Annotated in this window: 16 protein-coding genes; 7 read left to right on the top strand and 9 right to left on the bottom strand. The window is 56.5% G+C overall.

All coding sequences use genetic code 11. From position 1 onward, the window contains the following. Together C469_RS14030 and C469_RS14025 are read left to right on the top strand one after the other, a co-directional pair. Positions 1 to 303, top strand: a 303-nt coding sequence (locus C469_RS14030; protein WP_008007719.1) for a hypothetical protein, incomplete at its 5' end; no start/stop codon positions are given. 185 nt (positions 304 to 488) lie between these two features. Further along, a complete protein-coding gene (locus C469_RS14025; protein ID WP_008007716.1) occupies positions 489 to 1,871 on the top strand; it encodes an APC family permease in 1,383 nt (460 codons plus the stop codon). 36 nt (positions 1,872 to 1,907) lie between these two features. Here C469_RS14025 and C469_RS14020 read toward each other — a convergent pair whose 3' ends face one another. Together C469_RS14020 and C469_RS14015 are read right to left on the bottom strand one after the other, a co-directional pair. Beyond that, positions 1,908 to 2,615: a universal stress protein gene (locus C469_RS14020; protein ID WP_008007714.1), complete on the bottom strand. Its 708-nt coding sequence runs from the start codon at positions 2,613 to 2,615 to the stop codon at positions 1,908 to 1,910. A 118-nt stretch (positions 2,616 to 2,733) separates the two neighbouring features. Continuing rightward, positions 2,734 to 3,498: an Lrp/AsnC family transcriptional regulator gene (locus tag C469_RS14015; protein ID WP_008007712.1), complete on the bottom strand. Its 765-nt coding sequence runs from the start codon at positions 3,496 to 3,498 to the stop codon at positions 2,734 to 2,736. Positions 3,499 to 3,913: 415 nt separating this feature from the next. Between C469_RS14015 and C469_RS14010 the strand changes: the two genes are divergently transcribed. The 3 genes from C469_RS14010 (at position 3,914) to C469_RS14000 (ending at position 5,355) form a co-directional block, all read left to right on the top strand. Further along, positions 3,914 to 4,135 (top strand): hypothetical protein, encoded by a 222-nt coding sequence (locus tag C469_RS14010; RefSeq protein ID WP_008007709.1) that lies wholly within the window; start codon positions 3,914 to 3,916, stop codon positions 4,133 to 4,135. Then, positions 4,132 to 4,410, top strand: a complete 279-nt coding sequence (locus C469_RS14005; protein ID WP_008007707.1) for a DUF7123 family protein — start codon at positions 4,132 to 4,134, stop codon at positions 4,408 to 4,410. The genes C469_RS14010 and C469_RS14005 overlap by 4 nt, the downstream gene beginning before the upstream one ends. Before the next feature lie 93 nt (positions 4,411 to 4,503). Continuing rightward, on the top strand, positions 4,504 to 5,355 hold the full coding sequence (locus C469_RS14000) for an SDR family oxidoreductase (protein WP_008007705.1): 852 nt from the start codon (positions 4,504 to 4,506) through the stop codon (positions 5,353 to 5,355). 543 nt (positions 5,356 to 5,898) lie between these two features. Here C469_RS14000 and C469_RS13995 read toward each other — a convergent pair. Both C469_RS13995 and C469_RS13990 read right to left on the bottom strand, forming a co-directional pair. Continuing rightward, a complete protein-coding gene (locus C469_RS13995) occupies positions 5,899 to 6,339 on the bottom strand; it encodes a hypothetical protein (RefSeq protein WP_241430037.1) in 441 nt (146 codons plus the stop codon). A 211-nt stretch (positions 6,340 to 6,550) separates the two neighbouring features. Beyond that, a complete protein-coding gene (locus C469_RS13990) occupies positions 6,551 to 7,372 on the bottom strand; it encodes an IS5 family transposase (RefSeq protein ID WP_008007701.1) in 822 nt (273 codons plus the stop codon). A gap of 209 nt (positions 7,373 to 7,581) precedes the next feature. Here C469_RS13990 and C469_RS16495 point away from each other — a divergent pair, with 209 nt between their 5' ends. Continuing rightward, the gene (locus C469_RS16495) at positions 7,582 to 8,811 is read left to right on the top strand and encodes a hypothetical protein (protein ID WP_241430036.1); all 1,230 of its coding nucleotides are present in this window, start codon (positions 7,582 to 7,584) and stop codon (positions 8,809 to 8,811) included. Between the two features lie 38 nt (positions 8,812 to 8,849). Here the strand turns inward: C469_RS16495 and C469_RS13985 are convergent, their stop codons facing one another. The 5 genes from C469_RS13985 to C469_RS16490 all read right to left on the bottom strand — a co-directional run bounded on the left by C469_RS13985 (position 8,850) and on the right by C469_RS16490 (position 15,286). After that, positions 8,850 to 10,871 carry a tRNA-guanine transglycosylase gene (locus C469_RS13985; RefSeq protein ID WP_241430035.1) on the bottom strand — a complete coding sequence of 674 codons (2,022 nt, stop codon included), beginning with the start codon at positions 10,869 to 10,871 and terminating at the stop codon, positions 8,850 to 8,852. 73 nt (positions 10,872 to 10,944) lie between these two features. Next, positions 10,945 to 12,495: an ATP-binding protein gene (locus C469_RS13980; protein ID WP_147587323.1), complete on the bottom strand. Its 1,551-nt coding sequence runs from the start codon at positions 12,493 to 12,495 to the stop codon at positions 10,945 to 10,947. Next, positions 12,496 to 13,737: a tRNA-guanine transglycosylase gene (locus C469_RS13975; protein ID WP_241430034.1), complete on the bottom strand. Its 1,242-nt coding sequence runs from the start codon at positions 13,735 to 13,737 to the stop codon at positions 12,496 to 12,498. It abuts the gene before it with no gap. After that, positions 13,737 to 14,195: a DUF6884 domain-containing protein gene (locus C469_RS13970; RefSeq protein ID WP_008007695.1), complete on the bottom strand. Its 459-nt coding sequence runs from the start codon at positions 14,193 to 14,195 to the stop codon at positions 13,737 to 13,739. The genes C469_RS13975 and C469_RS13970 overlap by 1 nt, the downstream gene beginning before the upstream one ends. 458 nt (positions 14,196 to 14,653) lie before the next feature. Next, entirely contained in the window at positions 14,654 to 15,286 is a 633-nt protein-coding gene (locus tag C469_RS16490; RefSeq protein WP_008007694.1) for a vWA domain-containing protein, read from the bottom strand. Positions 15,287 to 15,660: 374 nt separating this feature from the next. On the opposite strand from C469_RS16490, the gene C469_RS16485 reads away from it, so the two are divergent. Beyond that, positions 15,661 to 17,499 (top strand): helix-hairpin-helix domain-containing protein, encoded by a 1,839-nt coding sequence (locus tag C469_RS16485; RefSeq protein ID WP_206536639.1) that lies wholly within the window; start codon positions 15,661 to 15,663, stop codon positions 17,497 to 17,499. Positions 17,500 to 17,565: the final 66 nt, after the last annotated feature.

Raw genomic sequence — 17,565 nt, 5'->3', positions numbered from 1 at the left:
GTCGAGGAGACTGTCGGCGAAACTGTCGAGGAGACGGTCGAAGAGACGGTGGGCGAGAAGGTCGAGGAGACGGTGGGCGAAACTGTCGAGAAGACCGTCGAGGAGACGGTGGGCGAGAAAGTCGAGGAGACTGTCGGCGAAACTGTCGAGGAGACGGTCGAAGAGACGGTGGGCGAGAAGGTCGAGGAGACGGTAGACGAGAAAGTCGAAGAGACGGTGGACAAAAAGGTCGAAGAGACCGTCGAGGAAACGGTCGAGAAGACCGTCGACGGGAAGAAATCAGACGAGTCAAACGGCTCGTAGTCGGCCGAGTCCGATCCACGCCTCCGGGCAGTCACCGATCGCCGCTTCGTTTCGTGTCGCTGACAGCGTTCGATGTTCGTTCGCTTCTGTCGCCTGAATTCCGTTCGGGAATACGCAATTCCAAATCCATATATTCCGTATTCCGAAGCATATACCAGCATCCAGATACAATGATGCGGTAAGACATGGCCGGACACGACTTGGATCGGAGTCTGGGGTTGTACCCGACGATGATGATCAGCATGGGTGCGATGATCGGCAGCGGGATCTTCGTGCTGCCGGCGCTGGGGTACAAGAAGGCCGGGCCGGCGGTGATCCTCGCGTACGTGCTGGCCGCGCTGGTCGTGTTACCGGCCGCGCTGTCGAAGGCCGAGATGGCGACGGCGATGCCGGAGTCCGGGGGCACGTACCTTTATATCGACCGGGCGCTCGGGCCGCTGTTCGGGACGATCGCCGGGATCGGGGCGTGGTTCTCGCTGGTGTTCAAGAGCTCGTTCGCGCTCGTCGGACTCGGCGCGTACCTGCTGTTGTTCGCGCCGCTCTCGCAGGGCGCGGTGGTGTACGTCGCGCTGGCGCTCGCGGTCCTCGTCGTCGCCCTGAACGTCTCGGGAACGAAGATGAGCGGCGGGATACAGGCGGTCATCGTCACCCTCGTGGTCGCCGGCCTGCTCGCGTACGTCGTCAACGCTGGATTCGTCCTCGATACCGGCCGATACACGCCGTTTACGACCCACGGGGGCGGCGGGATCGTCACGGCGGCCGCCTTCGTCTTCGTCTCCTACGCCGGCGTCACGAAGATCGCGAGCGTCGCCGAAGAGGTGAAAGACCCCGGAACGAACCTCCCGCGGGCGATGCTCGGCTCCATGGGGATCATGACCGTCCTGTACGTCGGGGTGGTCGGCGCGATCATCGGGCTGAGCGACCCTGAGGTGCTGACGACCGGCGGCCCTGACGGCACCGCGTCGCTCACGCCGATGGCGGACGGCGCGGGGGCGCTCCTCGGTGGCGCCGGCGTGGCGGCCATCTCCGTGATCGCCGTGGTCGCGCTCACGAGCATGGCGAACGCCGGCGTCCTCTCCTCCTCGCGGTTCCCGCTCGCGATGAGCCGCGACGACCTCCTGCCGCCCGCGCTCCGGACCATCGACGAGCGGTTCAAGACCCCGCGGAACTCGGTGCTGCTCACCGGAATCGTGCTGCTGCTGCTCATCGCGTTCGTTCCGGTGATCGAACTGGCGAAGCTGGCGAGCGCGTTCCAGATCCTCGTCTTCTCGATCATTAACGTCTCGCTGATCGCGTTCCGGGAGGCCGACCTCCCGTCGTACCAGCCCGAGTTCCGCGCGCCCGGCTACCCGTTCGTGCAGGCGTTCGGCTTCCTGGCGGGGCTCGGACTGCTCACGCAGATGGGCACGGTGCCGATCCTCGGTGCGATCGGGATCATCGGCGGCAGCGCGCTCGTGTACCTCGTGTACGGCCGCACCCGGACCGACAGGACGGGGGCGATCGGGACCATTCTCCACGACCGCCGCGGAGAGGAGGACGACGGTATCGCGTCGACGGGGCCGGAGTGAGAGGCGGAGGAAGCCAGACGCTCGGGAAAGGGCCGGTCAGTAATCCCGGTTGACGACGATCACCGGATCGCCGGTCTCGTCGGCGATCCGATCCGCCAACGAACCGAAGACGCGGTCAGTTACGTTGGATTCCGGCTCGTACATCACGACCGCGTCGTACTCCGCTGCGACGCGGAGGATCTCCTCGTCGTGTCCGTCGCCTTCGACCACTAGGGTGTCGACGGACTCGGCGTTGAATCCGTCCTCAACCAAGCGCTCCCGCGTCTCCGCGACGACGGTCTCGCCCCGCTCGCGGCGCTCCTCGCCCTCGACGACGTGGAACAGGGTGATCTCCTGGGTGGAATCCTCGCTCAGAAGTCGGACGAACGCCGGAAGCCGGTCGAATTCGGCGACGTCCGGGAGCGGCACGAGTATGCGCTCGATCCTCTCCGTCGGTGCGGGGTCGAGCTCGGCGGCGCACTCCTCCTCGGCCGCGACCCGCTCAATCGTAGTCGCTCGGTCCTTGCCGAACACCAGCCGCGTCCGGACCGTCGCGCCGGCGTCGGCGAACGTCTCGGCGACCTCGTCGAGCGTCGCCTGCGCGGCGTCGCCGAACTGCTCGCGCGCGTCGCGGACCGGCGTCTGTTCCGGCAGGTCGTAGTGGCCGAGTACCACCACGTCGAGCGACGAGAGGTCGTCGACGAGCACGGGCGACAGCGGCTCCGGATCCGGCAGTTCGAGCGGAACCAGGATCGTGTCTGCCATGCGTGACAGTTGGGTCGTCGGAGACAAGAAACGGACGGTTAGCGGTCCGGGCGACAGACGAAGCGACTCATCTCAGCCAGGGGGGACTCACGGTACCTCCGAGCTCGTCGTCGGGCGCTCACGACGTCGGCGGAGCCGTCGGGTCGTCGGCGAGGAACGCGCCGAGGACGTCCTCGTCGGACGCCTCCTTCGGCAACACGGTCACCACGTCGTTCGGTCGGATCGCGGTGTCGTCGACCGGGTGGATGATCGACCCGTCGCGCTCGATCGAGGTCACGACGACGTCCGTTGAGAGCATCCCCTCGTCGCGGGCCTCCGACGGCGAGTGACCGACGATCGGCGCGTCGTCGGTGACGCACACCTCGACCACGGCGGTGCCGTCCGCGAGGGTGACCGTGTCGGTGACGACCGGGTCTCGGGCCTCGTCGGACCGGAATCCGGAGTAGGGCGTGTGCAGTTCCGTCTGGAGCAGTTCCTCGTCTTCGATTCGGATGTCGAGCCCCGATATCGCGCGGGCGATCTCCCGGAGGTCGCTCGTCTCCTCGCCGACCGCGACCACCTGCAGGTCCCGGCGCCCCGCCATCAGCACGCGGACGTTGATCACGCCCGGGATGGACCGGGCCGCGAGCGCCAGCCGCTCCCGCTCGTCGGCGGGGACGGTGCACATGAACACCGAGGTGAGTCGCCCGCCCGCCTGCTCGAAGTCGACGATGGCCGTGTAGCCGCGGATCACGCCCGCCTCTTCGAGGCGCTCGATCCGGTTCCGTATCGTCCCCGCGGAGACGTTCATGCCATCCGCGATCATCGGCGCGGAGGTGTTCCGCGCGTCCGACATCAGCGCGTGAATGATCTGCCGGTCGATCTCGTCGAGGTGGTGGGTCACGTCGGGCCGCCCCCCGTGGCGGTCGACGTCCGACCGCGGCGTCGAACGATGGTCATGTCGGATCGTAGCCGCCAGACCGTAATATGGGTTCCCCACAGAGCGGTCTCCCGGAGTACGGTGGCCCCACCGTGCTCGGTGGCGCTCACTCTCCCGTCAGAGTTACGAGTTTAGAGACAGTCATAAATATTCTAACTATCTCTAGACGAGTTTTAAACAGTCAGTGAAAACCGGTGAAGGGTCGGAAACTCACCGCAGCGATCGTTAATCCGGCTGAAGACGCGCCAACGCTCTGGCGCTTATATGCTACCGGCGTTCCATGGATCGAGCGAAGACGGTGTTCCCCATGTCAAGCCAAACGTCCCCCTCATCGATTCGGGTCCCGATTCAGATCGGGTCCAGCCTCTCGACCGCCTGTTTGAGCAAAGCGATCGCCGGCGTTCGCGCCGCGGCGTTCTGGGCGGCGGTCGTCCTCCCCCTCGCGTACGTCCCCGCGGCGTACGGCGCGATGGGATTCGGCGGCGCGTGGAGCGCTCTCGCGCTCATCGCCGTCCACGCGGCGTGCGTCGTGATCGGCCACGAGCACAACGCCCCCTCCAGCGACGCCCCCTCCAACGACGTTCCTTCCACCAACGCATGAGCACCACGCAATCTCCCGCGCAGACGACCGAGCAGTCCGCTGACCGCTCCGCGGAATCGACCGCCTCCAAGGCCGACCGCCTCGCCGCGTTCCTGCGCGAGGAGGCCGCAGACGGCGAGACGTACTTCAAAGCGAAGTTCATCGCCGACGACGTGGACCTCTCCCCGAAGGAGATCGGCGCGTTGATCGTGCAGCTCCAGCGGTCGTCCCGGGACCTCGAGATCGAGAAGTGGTCGTACACCGGCGCGACGACGTGGCGCGTCTCGACGGCGTAGGTACCGTTGCCGAGCCGGCGCGGTCCGTCCAGACCGCATCGATCCCGCGGGCTAGACACCGGGGATTATCCCTCGGTCGGCCGAACGAGGGGTATGGCACTCGCGGACCCCGACCTCTCTGGTTCGACGGCGTTCATCACCGGCACGACTCGCGGCATCGGCAAGCAGCTCGCGCTCGCACTCGCCGAGCGGGGCTGTAACGTCGTCTCGACGGGGAAGACGACGGACGACGACGACTCCGAGCTCGAGGGATCGATCGAGCAGACGGCCCGCGAGGTGCGCGACCGCGGGACCGAGGCGCTCGCGCTTGAACTCGACCTCCGCGACGAGGCCCGCGTCGAGGCGGTCGTCGAGGAGGCGATCGATCGCTTCGGCGAGGTGGACATCGTTATCAACAACGCGAGCGCCATCCAGCTCGCGAACGTCGCCGACCTCCCGGCCGACCGGTTCGACCTCCTGACCGAGGTCAACGTCCGCGGGACTCACCTCGTCGCGCACGCGTTCGCCGACCACCTCGCGGGGCTCGACGAAGCGTGGCTGCTGTCGAACGCGCCGCCGGTCACGACAGACCGATCGCCGGGGAAGGCGCCGTACGCGTGGTCGAAGCTCGGGATGTCGTTCATCACGCTCTCGCTCGCCGAGGAGCTGGCGGGCGACGGCGTCGGCTGCAACACGTTCTGGCCGGTGACGACGATCGACACCCGCGCGACGCGCTACTTCGGGCTCGGGACCGAGGACGACTGGCGCACCCCCGAGATCGTCTCCGACGCGGTGCTCGAGATCCTCGCGCGCGACCCCTCGGAGTGTACGGGAAACAGCTTCTACGACGAGGACCTGCTCCGCGAGGCCGGCGTCACCGACTTCTCGGCGTACAACCTCACCGACGGCGACCCGGCGCCGATGTCGGCGCGGCTGTTCGATCCGGCGTTCGAACGGGAGGCGTGATCGCGCTGCTGGCGTCGCGGTCGTGGTAGTAACGCACGCGGAATCTGCCGCTAGGCGAGGAGTTCAACAGAGCGAAGAAAACGGATGGGTTGGGGCGAATTTGAGAAGTTCGGCTCTGCTGAAATCATATTCTTCAGACATATTCTTGCCTGAAACAGCCGGTCGATGCTGCGTATTGACCGAAATAGGACGCTGAGTAGTACCGATGACCGCTATCTATTTGACCGAAAACAAACGAATTTAATTATGAAAATCCGTGACGTGATCTCTACCCATCTCCCGATGGCAGTGGTCGCTTCGGTTGTAATCGCTCTCTTCAACATCTATACTGGCGAAATTACCACCATAGCGCACCTTGGCTCTGTTGAAATCCTCAACTGGTGATATGTTTTTGGAGCCGTGCTGAATACAGCGCGCATGTGTTCATAGGCACGAGGCTCTAGTTTNGGCTCTGTTGAAATCCTCAACTGGTGATATGTTTTTGGAGCCGTGCTGAATACAGCGCGCATGTGTTCATAGGCACGAGGCTCTAGTTTCTGTTTGTTAATCACCAATCGTGTAGTCCCGGTCTCCTTGGTCTTCGATAAACGACTCAACGAACTCCTCCGCTTCGCCCACGGTTATTCCCGCTCCTTCAACCTCTCCGGCTTCTTCACTCGGCTCCTCCGGGTACTCGTAATACCCGACATCCGGCCCGGGGGGCCACAACGTGATCCACCCAGCAACGTGCCGATGGTCCACGTGCGTGAACGCAGTTTCAACCCACGAATCCGCGTGTGCGTAGCGCGCCTTAACTACCGTGTCCGTGTGGAGATCGTTCGTATTGGGAACGATCATAAACTGGTTGGGTGCCGTTGTGCCGGGGACTTCCGAAGACTCTGTCCCGACCGGTGGCATTTCTACGGTTACGCTGAAATCAGGACTACCTTCTGTGACGACTTGTAATTCAACCTCTTGTTCGTGATCTACGTTGTTCGTCAGCATGATGTAAAGCAATTTCACCGGCGAAGTCTCGTCAGTCGGTGAAAGACACCCGCTGAGACCAGTAAATCCAACCACTGATGCGAGCTTAATTACATCTCGTCGGGAGGAGGGCGAAGCCATCGTGGGTTGTGTTTTATACATGATTGATTGAAATAACCACTCATAAAGCTCGACTGTATCTACTGCTGAATACACCCTCTGTATTGCCCGCTCAGAGTGATCGGTCGATATTGTGACTGAGACAGGCGATGGTGAGTTCACGGAACTGCTTCCACCAGCGTCGTGACCGGACAAACGCACCGTACTTCCGCTTGAGCGTTGAGTTGACCGTCTCTGATTGCCTCCGCTGGCCGTAGAGATCAGTGTCTAAGCGCGCGTTCCATGCCTTGTGGAGTGGCGTGAACTCACGGTGCTTAATCAGTGGCCGAACCTCGTTTTGCCGGGCAAGCCGCCTGATTTTCTGGTCGTCGTAGCCCTTGTCACCGAGCAGAATGTCAATACTCTCGGGATTGCGCTTGACCAACGACGGGGCGATCTGGCTATCGTGTTTCCGCGTCGTCGTCACGTGTAAATCGAGAACTGCGTTCACTTTCGTATCGACCAGCAACGTTACTTTGAGCTGTTGAATCGTGAGTTCAGCTCGTTTCGTGTAGTGTTTCGAAGCGTGACTGCGGTCAAACCCTGACGCATCAATTCCAACAACTCCGTTCGTCGGAAGTAGCGTCGCTGAGAGAGTCAATATAACACGCCATACAGCCATATCAAGCCGGTTGAACGCCTTACAAAGCGTTGATGCCGTAGGAAGTTCGGCTAGCCCGAGAACACGACGGATACGTGGCATCTCGATCAGTTCGTCAAGCAGACCACGGTAGGTCGTGTTCTTCCGAACTTTGAGACAGAGCAGAACAACGTGCTGGGGGAGTGTGTAGCGGTGTTTAGAGAACTTCGAGGAGTATCGAGAGACCGCTCGCCGTGCCAGATGGATCGCCTTCTCAGTAAACCGGTGAATCTGCGACTTCGGGAGGGCCTTCATCTCGTCGAATTACACGGCGAACATGTAACTCCCTGAGGATTTCAACAGAGCCNTAAACCGGTGAATCTGCGACTTCGGGAGGGCCTTCATCTCGTCGAATTACACGGCGAACATGTAACTCCCTGAGGATTTCAACAGAGCCACGTGTACTGATATAGTGGAGCTATTTCATACTGGAGACATTCTCTTTACATATGGGAGCACTGTTGATGACCGAGCCAGAGGTGCTAGCAGCGACAAAAAACCAGTTATTTTCAGAGATAGGACCGAACTCAGGATACACGGTCGTCGACACCCAGTTCTCAACTGACCAGTGGTTGGATGACGTCCCAGTTTCACGAGAAGTAACAGAAGCGTTAGCGCCATTCAACCACGTGCGTGTAGGATCAGGATATCCTGACCTCGTTGGTGCTGGGTCGATTACAAATGATGCCTTTTTTGGCCACTCCGGAGATATAGATTCACCTCCGCTTGTAGTCGTTGAAGCGAAGGGATATGGATCGACTGGACACGTTGACACAGAGACGGGGATTGTTCAAGCTCATGACCGGCTACAGGAAGCGAATCTCGGATTTCTAGCTGCTCCCCGCAGTTCAATCTCGGCGGAAACCCGAGCTCTTGGTCGAGAGCTAAATATCGGTGTTCTCGGAGTGACAGAAGATCAATCAGTAGATGTACTTGAGAAACCGCGAGTGGTTGGCACACAGGCCGGTCGAGAAGCATCGACGATACGCTTCCAGGCCGGTCCACAGCGCGTTGCTGACCAATCGTTTCATCTCAACCGTCCGAAAAACTACCTAGGGTACCCATTCTGTGTCTACCATCCGGAACCGACTGAGACTGTTCTTGAAGAATACGTGGTGAGAGATTTCAAGAGTGCCAGAGACGGGGCTGCATTCCTCGGGCTTATAGAGAAGCAACCGGACGGGTCTGATGTTCTATCTCCTTTGGGTGAGGAAGTGCTTCGATTCGGGTTACAAAAACACGAGCAATCATTGAGATCTGTCTTAGAAGAGTTCAAATCATGGAAAGGTGAGCAGACGAGACTCACTCAGCTAGCACCGGACTGGGCGTTAATTGCCCGACGGGTGGTGTTCGCTTTTCCCGCAACACAGATGCTCGTAAAACATATTCAAGAGCTTCAGAACAACGATCAGCCGCCGACTCTGCCTACCGTAGTGGAGTATCTGTTTGATACTTCGCCTACGTTCGCTGTCGAATTCTTCATTCGAGATACAGAAGAGGCACGGTCTGCAGTACTGACCGGCGATGGCGACTTGATTACAGCCTCACTGTTAGAATCCCCGGTATATCGTTCGGTGGTCGCGTATCAATTTAAACAGATGCTGTACCATTCTGGCATCCTTGCGGAGTCCGGATCTGATTCGAGTAATCTTGAACCACAGGAGAGCGACTGGCGATTGGAACAACCGATCTGAGGTCTGAGGTTCTCGAAGGTATCAATAGCGGCCAGCAACTACTGGGATGGTGTGGATGAGAGCACATCATCTAGGTGCTCAGATAGCTCTTCGAGATTAGTTGTTCTGAAGTGTTCAGTGAGTGCGCGCATTTTCGGGTCTTTTGGGAGGACAACGCCATCTCCGTACTCGGAGAACGCTTGCTCTATTACGGTACGGTAGGTTTTGCTGGTGGCGTAGCCAACGATGGCATCGAACTGTGAGCCGTATTCTTCGAGGTAGGAGACCAAACGGTTCACGACGAGTTGTTGGCGCTGTTTCTCAGCGTTTGTCAGCACGTACTCGTATGATTTGATCTGCGAGAGGCTTTCGTACTGTTCGGGTACAGGGCCGTACATGCCAGAGACAGTCACTTTGTGGATCTGATCGTTCCACTCAGCGGTTACGTCTGCCACGACGCGGTGCGTTCGAGAATTAGAATACGGCTTGGTTTGGCTACACGGGATAACGAGCAGTACGCGCTCATCGCCGACACGGTAGTCCTTCCGCTGAAGAATGTTGAAATCCTCCGGTGTGTGCTCAAGTGAAATCTCTTGGTCATCGACCGGAATATCCAAATCAAGCCGTTCCTGCTCCGCGTCGCTCTGATCGGCGACTAACCGGTTGTAGCCACGTTCTCGGAGTTGCTGTGCCAACTCTCGATCTCGTACGGTTGCCCGTTTCAGCGCTCGCTTGATATTCCCGACATCGTTGCGAGCCATCTTGGCAACGTATTCAAGCAACTCCCCGCCACCGTTGCTGATCAGCTCCCGCACGTGATTCATTTCGTCTTGGTAGACACAGAAGTTATGATAGCTCATCAGTGCGTAAAAATCGCTCTTCATATACTCGCCGTCTCGATCATACGACTCGCTGTCGTACATCGTGCCCTGTAGCTGATCGAAACCTATCCGCCGTAGATGATCGCATGCGGGACATTGACACCCCCAATCGTCGGGAATCTGATCCGCAGTGAATTTCGACCAGTCCGCTGCCCATCGTGCGTCGGCTGTCCGGTCAACGTCAACACCAAAATCACCCAAGTCGTGTGTCGAAGCGTTTGGATTCCGGACGAGCTCCTCATCTGAAACCCCGATCTCTCGATTAATGAACTTCTTGAACTGTGCTGCTTGCATGTAGCTTGACGAGTCAAATGAATCCGCGCCAAGAAGGGCTAGGAGTGCTGTGAATTTTCCACTAATCCCGAATAGGTGAAGCCCGAGATCATCTTCTCGGTCGTCAGGAATCGCATCTTTCGCACCTTGCACGATGTCAACCAGCATTTCGACGTTCGTTCTAAGCGGGACGAGTGACCCGATTGCAAATCCTTCAAATGACTTGTCAATATGCGTCGCACGGTCAAGGAACGTCCCGACGTACCAATTGATAGTTTCGTAGTCGTGACCGTGAATAGCGATATATACCGCAGGCGGGTCTGGTTGGTCTTCTAAGAGTTCGAGACAGCGAATGGCGCTGTCGATACTGTCCTCCATTCGTTGGGTCGTCTCCTCATCGTTCAGGTTCGGCGGAATCGGATAGTCAAGGGTAGCGATGATGTCAGCGCCATAATCGAGCTGTAGATCTAGAATACTCTCTGGATTCGTGTAAATTGCCCAGTCATTATCATCGCCACCCTCCGTTGGCGGGTCGCCGAAGGTATCGGAGTTTAGAAGCTTGAATCCGCCTGAGTCTACGAATAACGGCTTAGTAAAACTCTCTGGCTGTGAGTGATACGGCTTGACCGGATCGTGATCAGTGAAGTGGTCGTGGATCGGTTTCGAGCGCCAGTTCTCAAGCGATTCAGGTGTGATATTGAAATCTAAGAAACTCATCGCTTGGAACATCGCGCCTTGAAACTCGGGTTCTCCGAAGAGATGATTCCGCAATCGACTCCAAATTCCGCCGGATTTCTCGTTAGGCCCACCGATAAAATTGACTACAGGGAAGAATGCCGGTGTCTGAACGTCGCCGTGCGGTGTGTGGATTGTACCGCGACGTGCGTTGCCAGCATCGTCAGTCGCGTCGGTCTCAAACGATGCCATTCTCTACGCGTCATTAACGATGGGATGTGATAAGTTCGGTCGTTCCGCGATGAGACGACCTCAATAAGATCTGCTACAGTCTGTCTTGAACCGTGACGATATGGATATTATGCCGACGACCATTGTTATAGATCAGTCGGTCGTTCTCAAGGTCAATCGTGACCTCTCCACTATGATACCCTGAGCGCTCCAGTTCGCTCAGCTCGTCGCGGTCGCCGTACGACCAACAAACTATTTTATCGACGCTCTCAAGCGGTTTATCCGCCTCAAAGTGATCCGTAAGCCGACGGTGAATCGAACTCGCATAGAGGTTCGAATCCTGACGAACCAGCGCGTTGACCTCCGCACTTGGGTCGTAATCTTCAACTGTGATCTCCGGTTCAGCCCCAAAGCGGTTCGAGCGTTCCAACCCGAGCACGACTTCGGCGTCGTTGGATGGCGTGAATCGGTTTCGGTCTTGAATCCGTTGCTCACGCTTTTCGATAGATGATTGTTGGGACTCTGCGCGACGGGTGAGTTTCGCCTTACGACGGTGAGACAAGTAGTCTTTAAACCACGGATCTGATGCAATCTTCGAAAGGTAGTGGCTGAGCTCCTCTACGATTGCCTGATATACCGGGCTAGACTTATTCCGAATCTTTTCACGGTTTGCCGACAATTCGAGGTCTTGGCAGTTTGCGATGAAGAAGAAATGGAGGAACTCGTTGTCGTGTGAGATGGTGTCGTTGACCCGCTCAACTTTGATATGGTCTTTTGCCAGCCAGACACCGAACTGTGCCGAGTGCTTTCCATAAGTGGGGAGTTCGTTACGAGCGTCTTTGCCTCCCACCATTCCAACCACCTCTACAGTGGTTTCAATCCCATTTTCGGTCTCGACCGTGAGTTCCCGTGGCGGGTAGTGTTTACACATCCGAGATTCAGAGAACTGTCCCTCACCAGGCTCAAGCTGCTCGGTCGGGAACTCAAGCTTGTTGTTCATCACCAGTTGATCCCGTGTATCATCGATTTCGTCGCCGAGAGTGACCGTTATCTCCATCTCTCGGAAGTCGTCGGTGAAGAAGTGACCTGTTGACCCGGCGAGCGTCTTCCATTTCAGGTAGTGCTCGATTTTGTTGTAAGTGAGCGATGCTGGCGAGAAACCGTGGCCGGATTTGAACCCGGTAATGCGAATGTGCGTCCCGGAGTTCCCTTCTTTGACTGCTTCCTCGTTCAGTACGTACTCGGGCATGGTCCGGTTATTGAGCTTTTCCCACGGCTGCTCCATCTGTGCGCGTAAATTGGTCCCGTTCTTCGTGGTATTGACGAGTACCTCCTCGCTTTTGTAGAAAATCTTCGTTCCGTGGCCCTTGTACCCGATAGAGCCGTTTTGACGGCCGCGCTTCGTGGAATTTCCCAGATCGAAGAACGACTCGAGATCGGCGTGATCCATCCCCTCTCCGTCGTCTTCGATGACAATCTCCGATCCGATCGGTCGGTCTCGGATGGTGATTTCGACTTCTGTCGCACCCGCATCATAACTGTTCGACAGCGACTCACGGATCACTTCAAGCGGATCCTCGAAGTCGCTAGCGATCTCTAAAAATTCGTTTACTTCGTTGACTTGTGGCGTTTTAGTTGTCGACATTCAGAAGTACCCTCCAAGTGATTCGTTCACAACGCGATGCGCGTGCTGTTGCATCGACTTTTCTCGACCCAATGACTGTTCGATATATGATCTCAACGCTTCCTCTCCCGGTGTTTGGATCGCGGATTGGATCCGTTTTATTTCTTCTTTTTGAATAATCAGGTTATGCATCGCAACGGCACCGAGTTTGTCTTTCTGGTACTCTACGTCCCCTTCCATCCGATTGACTAAAACGTCATCACTACAGACCTGACAGTCGCATTCCGTAAAATCGACTTCGTCTACGGGTTCTGAGTTGTATAATGACGTATCGTATTTCCCGTTGATGGCGGAGTGAATGTACGATGACGAATCAAACGTGTCTGCACCGACTGCAGCCAAGAGAGGGATCGCACTAGAAGAGATTCCGAGTACGTGGAGGGGGAGTTCCTCGAACCCCCAGTCACTAAGCACTTCACGGCAATCACTCACAGCAGTGATCAGTTTCCCCTTATTGTCTTTGAGTGGAACGAGACTCCCGAGGGCGACGCCATCGAATTCACGATGAACACGGTCCCTGCCGATGGCTTTCTCAATTTCCGTGAGAAACGTATCGAGCATCGAATAGTTGTACCCATGGAGTGTCAGATATCGCGTGTCGTCCTGGGTAGTTAGGTTAAGGAACTCGTTGACGTTTTCGGCCGTCAGTCGAGCTTTTTCGACACGAGTAGAGTAGTCGTCGTCCGGCTCAATTGGTCGGTCAAGATTTACGAGGACGTCTCCCCCCAGTTTCCGCTGTATCTCAACGATCGCCTCCTGATCGACGTCCACCTCAAAATTGCTGCCATCTAAGGTACCATCGCCGAGGAATTTGAATCCACCTGAGTCAAGAAAGAGGGTACCGTTAAAATCGAATACATCGCGTTCCCTGATCGGTGCAGCGATGTAGTCTTCGTACCGTTCTCTCGAGATGCCGTAGTCAGTGAGTGACGCAACGGAGGTCATCACACCATCGAAATATCGACTGTAATCCCCGCCGTTTATGACCTCGTCTCCATTCATGAACTCCTTGATTGTCCGATGGATACCACCGCCGTATAGGCTGGAATCAGTGCCACCGGCATAGAAGTTCACCACCGGTAGCAAATTGGGCGTCTCCAGTTCGGTATCGTTTATACTGATCACCCCACTTCGAGCGTCTCCAGCCTCGTCAACAATCTCAAATATTCCATCATCAAGGCGCTGTGAGCCGGAAGAGGCCATCAGAGAATCACCGAGGGAACAGTATCCGACCGGACGAAACGCTTCAGCTGTTTTCCCTTCTCCCCGATCCCTCCACCTTGGACTGTCGATATGTCGACATCGTATCGGTCAGATAAGTCGCCAACCGCTTCTAGGTACTCCTTCCCCAAGTTTAGGACTATCTCGTCATATCTCGATTTTTCGATACGTTTACTAATGGCACCGGTCACCTCCTCACGGAGCTCCTCAGCACGAGAAGGGGTCATTCGCCGGTCATACGTAGTAATCGTGTCTTCAGCGTCGATAAGTCCGTATTCTGCAGAGAGAATACAAATGTCGATGTCGGAATTGAAGGCATCCTCTCGTTTCGCCTTTTTGATTATTCTGAAAAAGTATCCGTCGTAGACGTCTAGTGCCCGTGTCGGCCCTGTCACCTGATTCTTTGTGGCCGAGCAGGACTGTACTAGCAGCGAAGGCATTGAGAGCTTATCCAACGCGGGGGACCTAAAATCTTCCCACGTAGCGGTCCGGCGGCTAATTCGAGAAGCACGCTCTATTATACTGCCTCCTCCGAGAGTGTATTTCGCCCTTCGTCGTCATATTAGTCAATAAGATGCCACTTCCGCTAAAAATGGAACTTTAGATAGGCAGTCACCATGTCACAGTCGATGTAACTCGGCTGTCTGTCGCTCAAGCTGGTCCGATCACCTCGAAGGCGTTGAGGACTACCTCAGTGGGAAAACTGATCGCCTTCCCTGTCACGCTCTCCAGTTCCTACCTCGTGTCTACCAACGCGTTTCACAAAGCGTTGACTCAGATACCGTAGACGAGGATCAATAACTGCCATACTGATGGGTGGCCTAGTTGGCTTCAACTAACTCTCGCATGCTCCGGCACCCGAACCGCGGCTCAGAGATGTGATTGAATCCAGTCCGATTTAACGATCTGCTTCATCCTGTCGCAACCGATCTTCGTCGGTGAAATCTGACATCGTTCCAGTTGAGCGTGCGTCACTGATACGCTGAGATGTCGAGTCGTATGCGGCTCTGGCCCCCTTCCCCGAATGAGCCATATTGAGAGATCTGTCCGCATCGATACCCATGCTATCAGCAGCTAGTGCAGCATCCTGATTCGCGCCGATGAAGAGGAATTCCCATTCACACTCCTGCTGCCGCGTTTCGATCTGCTCCCGAATAACATCCTGCGGCGTTTCGGAGGCGTTCTCCTTACCGTCAGTCAGAATCACGACGACGACCGTCTCGGGTCGGTTCGCAGGATCGATACCGTCGATGAAGCTTGTAGTATCTTCTATTGCAGTCGCGATCGCGTCGTAGAGTGCGGTCTGACCACCTGGCGTGTACGAATCTTTCGACAACGCGGGAGCGCCTTCAATCGCCGTTCCGCGATACGTTATATTGACTGTCGAATTGAAGTCAACGAGAGATACAGTTGCAGTCCCTTCCTCGTTGCGTTGATCAGCGAGAAATGTATTGAACCCGCCGATGGTATCCTCTCGAATGGCCGACATAGACCCCGACGAATCGAGGACAAAGGTAACATGTGCATTCATGATGCACTCAACGGAGGTGCACTATTCCTAATAAAGAGATATTCGTCTATACCCACTCAGTCTCCGCAATAAATTTCCTAGCCGAGTCCGCGGGCGGAGGTACGGGGTACCGCTGTCTACCCAGAAAACCTTCGGACTGTAATCTATGCGTTCCAGGGTGTTATAGAATTCTTGTCACATAGTAATTATTATGATTCTTGGATTGACTCCGCATTCTTAATTGATAAACCAAATAGTATTTCTACTAAAGATCAAACACTGTCGGAGCTTGTCTTTAGAATATTAACCTTGTTGGCCGACTGTCATACTGTCCACATAATTTATTGTTGCTACTCCGGTAGAGGTACCACGATGCCGATAGGTGAGTGGTGGGTATGTTACTGACTGCGGCGATTGTGTTGCTTCTGATTGCGCTGTTCACGCAAAGCGAAGCGTGGGATGGATTCGGTATGCTGGTTTATTTCCTTGGCGTAGGGGTTGCGGTTGTCGGTTGGGGTTTCAACGCCTTATCGACGGTTCTGCCAGTCGTATCTGGATGGGGTGGTGTCTTATTATCGCTCGTGACTGGGCCACTTGGCCTTCCAGTGTGGCAGTCGCTTGTGATTGGTACAATCCTGTTTTTTGTTGCTATCGCTACTGCTGACACGGAGTCATCAACGTCCAGTAGCACGACAGATAGCGCCTCACCTGCTTCAGATAGTGCTGTAGTCCCAAACGTTGAGGAACTCCCAGGGATTGGAGAGCAGAAAGCAGCGGCGCTGCGTGACGCTGGGTATGAAGACGCCAACGATATTCTCGCAGCGTCGAAAGCGGAGTTGACAACTGTTGATGGAATCGGGACGGCGCTCGCCGCGCGCCTCATCGTATCAGTTGAAGATCGGTATGAAGAGAGCAATGCAGATGGCTTGACAGCTGTGGAGTCAGACGGTTCGACTAATGGGGCTGGACTTTCATCCGGTACCGAGTCACCTGACCAGGCGTCCGATGACACAGCCACACTGGAAATGTACACTGACCGTGAGAAACTCCGATTAGTGGCTGGACTTGAGGCGACGTGCGACCGGATCGAAACACTGGTTGCAACCGGTGAGGTGGCTGAGGCGAACGACCGGATACCAGCGATGCGTGCCGCGGCGAGTGAGACACGAGAAGCATTAACCACACTGTCAGGAGATCGTGATTTGCGGCTGCGTGTGAATGACGTCGAAGATCGGTTAGACGCGATTCCATCCGAAGCTGAAGCCCAGTACGACAAAGTCGTAAGTGATGGAGACGCACACGTCACAACAGCGCAGGATGCAGTCGAAACTGGTGATGTCGATACGGGGCTAGAAGCCTGTAAGAATGCGCATGCCGCGTATCGGGCGGCACAGGATGTGGGACAATCAGCGGATGCAGAGTGGTTTGCGGAGGAAGAAGCTACAGTGTACAATCGGATTGAGACCGTCGAGTCGCTTACTGACCGGCTTGAACACGAGAAACAGGTGCAGCAGGCAGAAGAAACGATTAACACGCTGACGCAGCGGGGTTCATCACTCAAAGAAACGTCCCAACTAGGGGAAGCGGAAGACGTCATGCAATCGGTTGTCGAAGACGGAAAAGACGCGCTTGAGCGTCTACCTGATAACATTACTGCGTCAGAGCTGGAACACCGCGTGGCACACCTGCGCGAGCAAGTAGCAGAATTCGAATCAGTGGCCGACCAACTCGCAGCACAGTCCTCGTCCACTCCACCCACGTCGGACACTGAAGCGAGGTCTCTGAGCAGGGAAGAGCCCGGTGATAAGCCGGACTCAGCGGCGACAGCGACTGAGGAACCCCAGAACGTGGAGTCAGCTGCGTCGGAACAACCGAGTGAACCAGAACATGATGCGGCGGAGTCGCGTTCGTTCGTACGGACCGTAGACAAGATCGACGAAACGGCACAGCATTCCACACCCGTGGTGTTACAGATTCGTGAGCACCTGACTGAAGACGGTCGACGGCACGTGTTCCGCGCAGTCACCGTTGACGGGGAGTCGGTGCAGCTTGACGTGTGGAACCGACATATATGCGAATTTAACTGGGAGTCAGGTGCGTGGTACGTATTCGAGTCGGTGCGTGGCCAGCACTGGACGGTGAACGGTGAGACGGGTGTGACGGTAAGCACGACACCGAACACGATCGTCACGCAGCGCGAGTCGATACCGAACGCCGAAGCGACGACGGGGTAGCGGAACCGGCGATACTATTTTATTTGGTGGTTGATGACAGGATGGCAAGCAGTTATCACCTCAATA

Source organism: Halorubrum lipolyticum DSM 21995, assembly GCF_000337375.1.
Taxonomy (GTDB): domain Archaea; phylum Halobacteriota; class Halobacteria; order Halobacteriales; family Haloferacaceae; genus Halorubrum; species Halorubrum lipolyticum.
Note: the sequence above shows the minus strand (reverse complement) of the source record. Positions and strands in the feature narration are given on the sequence as shown.